At 49.0% G+C, this 8,634-nt stretch carries 11 protein-coding genes; 6 read left to right on the top strand and 5 right to left on the bottom strand.

The features are described 5' to 3' along the window. The 3 genes from NNO03_RS20270 to coaD form a co-directional block, all read left to right on the top strand. The coding region (locus NNO03_RS20270; protein ID WP_271450366.1) for a glycosyltransferase at positions 1 to 971 on the top strand (971 nt) is incomplete at its 5' end. Between the two features lie 246 nt (positions 972 to 1,217). Beyond that, positions 1,218 to 2,495: a lipid IV(A) 3-deoxy-D-manno-octulosonic acid transferase gene (gene waaA / locus NNO03_RS20265; protein WP_271450365.1), complete on the top strand. Its 1,278-nt coding sequence runs from the start codon at positions 1,218 to 1,220 to the stop codon at positions 2,493 to 2,495. 8 nt (positions 2,496 to 2,503) lie between these two features. Further along, positions 2,504 to 2,983 (top strand): pantetheine-phosphate adenylyltransferase, encoded by a 480-nt coding sequence (gene coaD, locus NNO03_RS20260; RefSeq protein ID WP_271442023.1) that lies wholly within the window; start codon positions 2,504 to 2,506, stop codon positions 2,981 to 2,983. A gap of 49 nt (positions 2,984 to 3,032) precedes the next feature. Here the strand turns inward: coaD and mutM are convergent, their stop codons facing one another. The 4 genes from mutM to radC all read right to left on the bottom strand — a co-directional run bounded on the left by mutM (position 3,033) and on the right by radC (position 5,306). Beyond that, positions 3,033 to 3,842, bottom strand: a complete 810-nt coding sequence (gene mutM, locus NNO03_RS20255) for a bifunctional DNA-formamidopyrimidine glycosylase/DNA-(apurinic or apyrimidinic site) lyase (protein ID WP_271442022.1) — start codon at positions 3,840 to 3,842, stop codon at positions 3,033 to 3,035. Between the two features lie 98 nt (positions 3,843 to 3,940). Continuing rightward, the gene (gene rpmG / locus NNO03_RS20250; protein WP_003024094.1) at positions 3,941 to 4,108 is read right to left on the bottom strand and encodes a 50S ribosomal protein L33; all 168 of its coding nucleotides are present in this window, start codon (positions 4,106 to 4,108) and stop codon (positions 3,941 to 3,943) included. A gap of 20 nt (positions 4,109 to 4,128) precedes the next feature. Further along, on the bottom strand, positions 4,129 to 4,365 hold the full coding sequence (rpmB, locus tag NNO03_RS20245) for a 50S ribosomal protein L28 (RefSeq protein ID WP_003024071.1): 237 nt from the start codon (positions 4,363 to 4,365) through the stop codon (positions 4,129 to 4,131). Positions 4,366 to 4,640: 275 nt separating this feature from the next. Continuing rightward, complete coding sequence (radC, locus tag NNO03_RS20240) at positions 4,641 to 5,306, bottom strand: DNA repair protein RadC (protein ID WP_271442021.1); 666 nt, start codon at positions 5,304 to 5,306, stop codon at positions 4,641 to 4,643. A gap of 171 nt (positions 5,307 to 5,477) precedes the next feature. On the opposite strand from radC, the gene coaBC reads away from it, so the two are divergent. From coaBC to slmA, 3 genes are all read left to right on the top strand, one after another. Then, positions 5,478 to 6,698, top strand: coding sequence for a bifunctional phosphopantothenoylcysteine decarboxylase/phosphopantothenate--cysteine ligase CoaBC (coaBC, locus tag NNO03_RS20235; protein ID WP_271442027.1), 1,221 nt, complete (start codon positions 5,478 to 5,480; stop codon positions 6,696 to 6,698). Then, positions 6,676 to 7,134 carry a dUTP diphosphatase gene (gene dut / locus NNO03_RS20230; RefSeq protein WP_170974356.1) on the top strand — a complete coding sequence of 153 codons (459 nt, stop codon included), beginning with the start codon at positions 6,676 to 6,678 and terminating at the stop codon, positions 7,132 to 7,134. Before coaBC ends, dut begins: the two co-directional genes overlap by 23 nt. Before the next feature lie 116 nt (positions 7,135 to 7,250). After that, positions 7,251 to 7,847, top strand: coding sequence for a nucleoid occlusion factor SlmA (slmA, locus tag NNO03_RS20225; protein WP_003827257.1), 597 nt, complete (start codon positions 7,251 to 7,253; stop codon positions 7,845 to 7,847). Between the two features lie 82 nt (positions 7,848 to 7,929). Here the strand turns inward: slmA and pyrE are convergent, their stop codons facing one another. After that, entirely contained in the window at positions 7,930 to 8,571 is a 642-nt protein-coding gene (pyrE, locus tag NNO03_RS20220) for an orotate phosphoribosyltransferase (RefSeq protein ID WP_271442020.1), read from the bottom strand. Between the last annotated feature and the right edge of the window lie 63 nt (positions 8,572 to 8,634).

Here is an 8,634-nt window from a genome sequence, read left to right as displayed (position 1 = left end):
AATATATTAAGAATGCACATATTGAAAATGACGATAAAAAAAGTACATGTGTCAATATTACCTATGGCGCTGACAGACCCTTTCTCTACGGTACGGGCGTTTCAATAACATCGGTACTTTTAAATAATCGGGATCTGAACTTCCATTTCCATATTTTCACTAATTATCTTGATGAACATCAACTTCATCTTTTTTCTGCCCTGGCAAGTCAATACAATACCTGCATTACGTTTTATGTACTGGATGATAATGAATTAAAAAATCTACCTACTGCATCTAAGGCATGGAATTATTCAATCTATTTCAGACTTATTGCAATCGATTATTTTGCCGATAAACTCAGTAGTATTATATATCTTGACTCTGATATTATATGTAAAGGAAGCCTTGCCTCGCTACTCACGGAAGAATTTAATGGCAATGTATTAATGGCTGTCCATGATAGCTTTGTCGATACGTCTGCTGTTGCCGGTATCAATCCAGGCCTGTACTTCAACTCAGGCTTTATGTATTTTAATCTTCCAGAATTAAAAGAGACTAATTTGACTCTGCAGGTCATTTCAAAGGTCAATGAAAACCGTTTTTCACATCCCGATCAGGATGCGTTGAACGTTCTCTTCAATGATCGCGTAAAAATTCTGGACCATAAATTCAATTCATTCTTTAACATCGATACGTTAGCCAAGAAAGGTGGTGATGCCTTTAAAATCACATCACAAACGGTATTCATTCACTATGTCGGTGTCACTAAACCCTGGCATGACTGGGCGCAATATTATGCTGAAGTCGAATACTTCAAAATAGCCAGAGAGAATTCGCCGTGGAAAGATATTCCTTTATTGGCGCCTACTACGTATAAACAGCTATCGCGGAAAAGCACACATTTAAAACACAATGGTCATCTCCTCGGTGCTTTTATTTTCTATGTTAAGTATTTAGTTAACAAATATCAAACACAGAAAAAACGCTAATACTCTGATATTATTATCTTTTCAGGAATGGTTGTGTCTCTGGCATATTGCATAAAATGATCGATTTTTATGACCATAACCATTCCGTTTTTAGCCTTCCACTGCAGAGATTACAAAGCGGGACAACACAACTCAGGCCCCCTTTCTCGTGATCCGTACAGTTTCCTCAAAAAATCAGCAAAAATGATGGTAAAGCCATAGTTAAATACATAGAATCCCCAGCACATCCATAAGCCAGCTACTATTATGCTAGAATTGCTTTACACCGCCCTTTTCTACCTTATTCAGCCTCTGATCTGGATACGGCTTTGGGTGCGCGGACGTAAAGCTCCGGCGTACCGTAAACGCTGGGGTGAACGCTACGGTTTTTATCGCCGCCCACTGAAACCAGGCGGCATCATGCTCCATTCAGTTTCCGTGGGTGAAACGCTGGCAGCAATCCCATTAGTCCGCGCTCTGAGACATCGTTACCCCGATTTGCCGATCACGGTTACCACCATGACGCCAACCGGTTCTGAGCGCGTGCAATCTGCTTTTGGCACAGACGTTCAACATATCTATCTTCCCTATGATTTACCGGATGCACTGAACCGTTTCCTGAATAAAGTTGACCCCAAACTGGTGTTAATTATGGAAACCGAGCTCTGGCCAAATTTGATCGCTGCACTGCATAAGCGCCATATCCCGCTGGTCATCGCCAACGCACGCCTTTCCGCACGTTCAGCCACTGGCTACGCTAAATTAGGGAAATTTGTTAGCAGGCTATTACGCCGCATTACGCTGATTGCTGCACAAAACGAAGAAGATGGCGCTCGCTTCATTACATTGGGAGCCAGAAGCAATCAGGTCACCGTCACCGGTAGCCTGAAGTTTGATATTTCCGTCACTCCACAGCTGGCCGCTAAAGCAGTTACGTTACGACGCCAGTGGGCACCTCATCGCCCGGTATGGATTGCGACCAGCACGCATGACGGGGAAGAAAGCATCATCATCGCAGCTCATCAGGCGCTGTTACATCAGTTCCCGAATCTTTTATTGATTCTGGTTCCCAGACACCCTGAGCGCTTCCCGGATGCCATTAACCTCGTACGCCAGGCTGGTCTAAGCTTTACCACACGCTCTTCTGGCGAAGTTCCGTCCTCAAGTACCCAAGTGGTTATTGGCGACACGATGGGTGAGCTGATGCTGCTGTACGGCATTGCCGATCTTGCTTTTGTCGGCGGCTCTCTGGTTGAGCGTGGTGGGCACAACCCACTGGAAGCAGCGGCACATGCCATTCCTGTATTGATGGGCCCGCATACCTTTAACTTCAAAGATATTTGCGCCCGACTGGAACAGGCAAGTGGATTGATCACCGTCACTGACGTCACCACGCTGGTGAAAGAGGTCTCGTCCCTACTGACCGATGAAGATTATCGTAATTTTTATGGTCGCCATGCTGTTGAAGTACTGTACCAAAACCAGGGCGCGCTACAGCGTCTGCTGCAGCTGCTGGAACCTTACCTGCCACCCAAAACGCATTGAGGGCTGTCATGCAAAAACGGGCGATTTATCCAGGAACCTTCGATCCCATAACTAACGGCCATCTTGATATCGTGACACGCGCGACAAGCATGTTTGATCACGTGATCCTGGCAATTGCCGCAAGCCCTAGTAAAAAACCGATGTTCACGCTGGAAGAACGCGTTCAACTGGCACAGCAGGCAACGGCGCATCTGGGTAATGTAGAAGTCATGGGATTTAGCGATTTAATGGCAAACTTTGCCCGCGATAATCAGGCCAATATTCTGATTCGTGGCCTGCGTGCTGTGGCTGATTTTGAGTATGAAATGCAGTTGGCGCACATGAACCGCCACTTAATGCCTCAACTGGAAAGCGTCTTTTTGATGCCTTCTAAAGAGTGGTCGTTTATTTCATCATCGCTGGTTAAAGAAGTCGCCCGCCACCAGGGTGACGTGACCCACTTCCTGCCGAAAAATGTTCATCAGGCGCTAATGGATAAGCTGAAGTAGTGCATTTAGCCGGGTAAGCCGACAAGGTTTATCCGGCCTGCAATGGATGTTATTTCTGACAGCGACGGCAGTAGAACGTCGTTCGCTGAGCGTGCTTAGTCGCAACAATTGGCGCTCCGCATACGCGGCAAGGCTCACCTTCACGTCCATAAACCTGTAATTCCTGAGCAAAATAGCCCGGCTTGCCGTCACTTTGCAGAAAATCTTTCAGCGTCGTTCCACCCTGTTCGATAGAGCGCAGCAATACAACCTTAATAACGCGTACCAGCAGCTCACACTCATCTTTCGACAGCGATGATGCCAGGCGGTCAGGGTGGATGCCAGCCGCAAAGAGAGACTCACTGGCGTAGATATTTCCCACCCCCACTACCAGCTTGTTATCCATCAGCCAGGGTTTTATCGCCGTTTTCTTCTTTGCGCATTTCTGCTGGAGATAAGCGGCGTTGAAATCGTCGCTCAGCGGCTCTGGGCCAAGATGAGCGAGGACATTATGTCCATCCAGTTCTTTCGTCCACAGCCAGGCGCCAAAACGTCGAGGATCGGTATACCGCAGGACTTTGCCATTACTCATCACTAAGTCGACGTGATCATGCTTTTCTGCGGGAAGTTCTTCAGGAAGAATACGCAGACTACCCGACATCCCCAGATGAATGATAATCCAGCCATCCGCCAGTTCCAGCAGCAGGTATTTCGCGCGGCGCTGTACGCTCAGCACAGGTTTATCGCTCAGGCGATAGATTTCCTCAGATACCGGCCAGCGCAAACGACCATTACGCACAGTGGCGTGTAGAATCTTCGCCCCTACCAGATGCGGCTCAATACCACGGCGACTGGTTTCGACTTCAGGTAATTCAGGCATAACATCTCCGGCGCTGTAACGGGTCTCATTAATATGGGGACGGCCAGAAAACAAAAAACCCCGCCGAGGCAGGGTTTTTCTTTACATCAAAACGAAAATTATTTGATTTTCGCTTCTTTGTATAAAACGTGCTGACGGACAACTGGATCGAATTTTTTCAGTTCCAGTTTTTCCGGCTTAGTACGTTTGTTCTTCGTAGTGGTATAGAAGTGACCAGTACCAGCAGAAGAAACCAGCTTGATTTTCTCACGAATACCTTTAGCCATGATTTATTTCCTCTTAGTACTTAGTACTTTTCGCCACGGGCACGCAGTTCGGACAGAACTGTTTCGATGCCTTTCTTATCAATTACACGCATACCTTTAGCAGATACACGCAGGGTGACAAAACGCTTCTCGCTCTCAACCCAAAAACGGTGAGAGTGCAGGTTAGGCAGGAAACGGCGTTTAGTCGCGTTCAGTGCGTGGGAACGGTTGTTACCGGTCACCGGACGCTTGCCAGTAACTTGGCAGACTCGGGACATGTCTATTCTCCAAAAATCAAATTAGCTCGAGCTTCGTATGGGGTATTGGCGCCTCGTCAGGCTTCTCAGCCCGGTTATCGCAGTTCAATACACTTAATCGTTCATACTGCAACGTCGTTGGATGCCGAATGAATGATTTTATGTATTTGCGAACTCTCGATTGCCAGGCCCAAATGCCAAACCCGAGATTCTCAAAGGTGGCGTAGTATACGCTGAGTCAGCGATGTGCTCAAGTCCCGAACAGACAAAGATCCCGATGGATCGCGTAAAGTGCGTTAAATCCAACCGCGTTCCGCTAAAGAAACGTACTCTCCGCGCCCAATTATCAGATGATCAAGCACCCGGATATCCATGAACTGACAGCATTTCACAACACGCTCGGTGATGAGTTTATCTGCTTTGCTCGGCTCTGCACACCCCGAGGGGTGATTATGCGCAAGGATCACCGCCGACGCATTCATTTTTATCGCTTCACGGACAATTTCTCGCGGATGCACCTCTACATGGCTAAGCGTCCCGGAAAAAAGTTTGCTGTGTTTTATCACTCGATGTTGCGAATCCATGAAGATCACCAAAAAGATCTCGCGCTCTTCTTGCGATAGCTGACTTTGCAGAAACTCGCGTGCCATTTCCGGGCTAAGTATCGACCTTTCTTCTATCACCCGCACGTCGTAGTAGCGTCTTGCCAACTCAGCAATGCCCTTAAGCTGAGCGTACTTCGCAAGGCCAATGCCTTGAACCAGGCTAAAATCCATGTAGTCAGCCGACAACAAGCCGTAAAGCGAATCAAATTGCTGTAGCATTTCTTTCGCCAGCGTCAGGACATCTTTTCCCCTGATTCCAGTGCGTAAAAACAGCGCCAGTAACTCGACGTCCGTCAGTGAATTGACCCCAAACTCCATCATCTTTTCCCGGGGCATCAAACATCCTGTATTTTTCATGCTTCTCCTCCCTTTCGCATCCGCATGGTGGCATAACACCAGCGGCGGATCGATGCTCTGTTATCCATTCCTCGTGGCGCTTCGCAAAGTGGATCACGGTCAAAAGCACGATAAATGATGGAGTGTGATAAAATATCCGCCTTCTGGTGTAACCCAACAGGAAAGATCATGATGAGCCTGGCCGGTAAAAAAATTGTACTTGGCGTCAGTGGTGGCATTGCTGCGTACAAAACCCCTGAGTTGGTACGTCGCTTACGGGAACGTGGTGCAGACGTCCGCGTAGCAATGACTGACGCGGCAAAAGCCTTTATTACTCCCCTGAGCTTACAGGCAGTTTCGGGCTATCCGGTATCCGACAGCCTGCTTGACCCCGCTGCTGAAGCCGCAATGGGTCATATTGAACTGGGTAAGTGGGCCGATTTGGTTATTCTGGCCCCCGCCACGGCAGATCTGATTGCTCGCGTCGCAGCAGGTATGGCCAACGATCTGGTTTCAACAATCTGTCTGGCAACCCCTGCTCCTGTTGCAGTGCTGCCAGCCATGAACCAGCAAATGTACCGCGCCGCCGCAACTCAACATAATCTTGGCGTCCTCGCCTCCCGCGGTTTACTCATTTGGGGACCCGACAGTGGTAGTCAGGCATGTGGCGACATCGGTCCTGGCCGTATGCTGGATCCCTTAACAATTGTGGATATGACGGCAGAACATTTTTCTTCTGTAAACGATCTGCAACATCTCAATATCATGATAACCGCGGGCCCAACGCGCGAACCGCTTGATCCTGTGCGTTATATTTCCAACCATAGCTCCGGGAAGATGGGATTTGCTATCGCCGCCGCAGCAGCCAGACGCGGGGCGAATGTCACTCTGGTATCGGGCCCCGTTTCTCTGCCCACGCCTGCTTTTGTACAGCGCGTAGATGTCATGACGGCATTAGAAATGGAAGCAGCCGTGCAATCTTCAGTGCAGCAGCAGCATATTTTTATTGGCTGCGCCGCAGTTGCTGATTATCGCGCGGAGACCGTCGCCCACGAAAAAATCAAAAAGCAGGCGACGCAGGGCGATGAATTAACAGTAAAAATGATCAAGAACCCGGATATTATTGCCGGTGTTGCCGCACTGGATGCTAACCGTCCTTTTGTCGTTGGGTTTGCCGCCGAAACAAATAATGTGGAAGAATATGCCCGGCAAAAACGCCTCCGCAAGAACCTTGATGTGATCTGTGCGAACGATGTTTCGCTTTCTACTCAAGGATTTAATAGCGACAGCAACGCATTACACCTTTTTTGGCAGGATGGAGATAAAGTCTTACCGCTTGAGCGCAAAGAACTCCTGGGCCAACTATTACTCGACGAGATCGTGACCCGTTATGATGAAAAAAATCGACGTTAAAATTCTGGACCCGCGCGTAGGGAAACAATTTCCGCTCCCGACGTACGCCACCTCTGGTTCTGCCGGACTTGACCTGCGTGCCTGCCTTGATGACGCCGTAGAATTAGCGCCTGGCGCAACAACGCTGGTGCCAACCGGGTTAGCCATCCATATCGCCGATCCTTCACTGGCCGCAGTGATGTTGCCACGCTCAGGTCTGGGTCATAAGCACGGTATCGTACTGGGTAACCTGGTCGGTTTGATTGATTCCGACTATCAGGGTCAGCTGATGGTGTCTATCTGGAACCGTGGCCAGGATAGCTTCACCATTGAGCCAGGCGAACGTATTGCACAGATGGTCTTTGTACCGATTGTGCAGGCTGAATTTAATCTGGTGGAAGAGTTTGAAGCCACCGATCGTGGCGAAGGCGGCTTCGGCCATTCCGGGCGCAAGTAACCCGTAGAGAAGCATCCCTCAGCGTAATAACGCAATAACATACCGCAAACAGTCGTTTGCGGTCGCTGTGTGGATGCCTGCCTGGCAAGTGCTTATTTTCAGGGGTATTTTGTAACATGGTAGAAAAGCAAACTGCGAAAAGGAATCGTCGCGAAGAAATACTTCAGTCTCTGGCGCTGATGCTGGAATCCAGTGATGGAAGCCAGCGTATCACGACAGCAAAACTGGCAGCCTCTGTGGGCGTTTCCGAAGCGGCATTGTATCGCCATTTTCCCAGCAAGACCCGCATGTTCGATAGCTTGATTGAGTTTATCGAAGATAGTCTGATTACCCGTATCAATCTGATCTTAAAAGATGAAAAGGACACCAACGCACGTCTGCGTCTGATCGTTCTGCTGATTTTAGGATTCGGTGAACGTAACCCCGGTCTGACGCGCATTCTGACCGGGCATGCGCTCATGTTTGAACAGGATCGTCTGCAAGGCCGTATTAACCAGCTTTTTGAACGCATTGAGGCACAGTTGCGCCAGGTTCTGCGAGAAAAAAGAATGCGTGAAGGCGAAGGTTACACTGTAGATGAAACGCTGCTGGCCAGTCAGTTACTGGCTTTCTGTGAAGGTATGTTATCTCGTTTTGTGCGCAGCGAATTTAAATACCGTCCAACGGATGACTTTGACACCCGCTGGCCGTTAGTTGCCGCACAGTTGCAGTAACGACTTCGTTTTGTCCGGCCTACGTAAACCGTAGGCCCGGTAAGTGCGTAGGCCGGATAAGCGCAGCGCCATCCGGCAGTTCTTATACGCCGAACTCTTCGCGATATGCTCGCACGGCTGCCAGATGTTCTGCCATTTCAGGCTTCTCTTCCAGATAGGCAATCAGGTCTTTCAGAGTAATAATAGAAATCACCTTGCAACCATAGTCACGCTCTACTTCCTGGATAGCTGAAATCTCGCCACGCCCACGTTCCTGACGATCGAGAGAAATCAATACGCCAGCAAGCCGTGCGCCATTCGCCTGGATAATCTCCATTGACTCACGAATCGCTGTCCCGGCGGTGATCACATCATCAACCAACATCACACGTCCTTGTAGCGCGCTCCCCACCAGGTTGCCGCCTTCGCCGTGGGTCTTCGCCTCTTTACGGTTAAAGCAGTACGGTAAATCTTTGTCGTGATGCTCCGCCAATGCAACCGCTGTCGTGGTAGCGATAGGAATACCTTTGTACGCAGGGCCAAACAGCAGATCAAAATCAATACCGGAATCCACCAGCGCCTCGGCATAAAAACGGCCTAACAGTGCCAGGTCGCGCCCGGTATTAAACAGCCCGGCGTTGAAGAAATAGGGGCTTTTGCGCCCGGATTTCAGCGTAAATTCGCCAAACTTTAGTACCTGCTTGCTAAGCGCAAACTCAATAAACTGGCGCTGATACGGTTTCATGGATTCGCTCCTCATCTCACTTTATTACAGACAAAAAAAAGGCGACTAATCAGTCGCCTTTAA

The sequence above is a fragment of the Citrobacter sp. Igbk 16 genome, assembly GCF_028069755.1.
GTDB lineage: Bacteria > Pseudomonadota > Gammaproteobacteria > Enterobacterales > Enterobacteriaceae > Citrobacter.
This window is presented reverse-complemented; position numbering and strand designations above follow the sequence as displayed.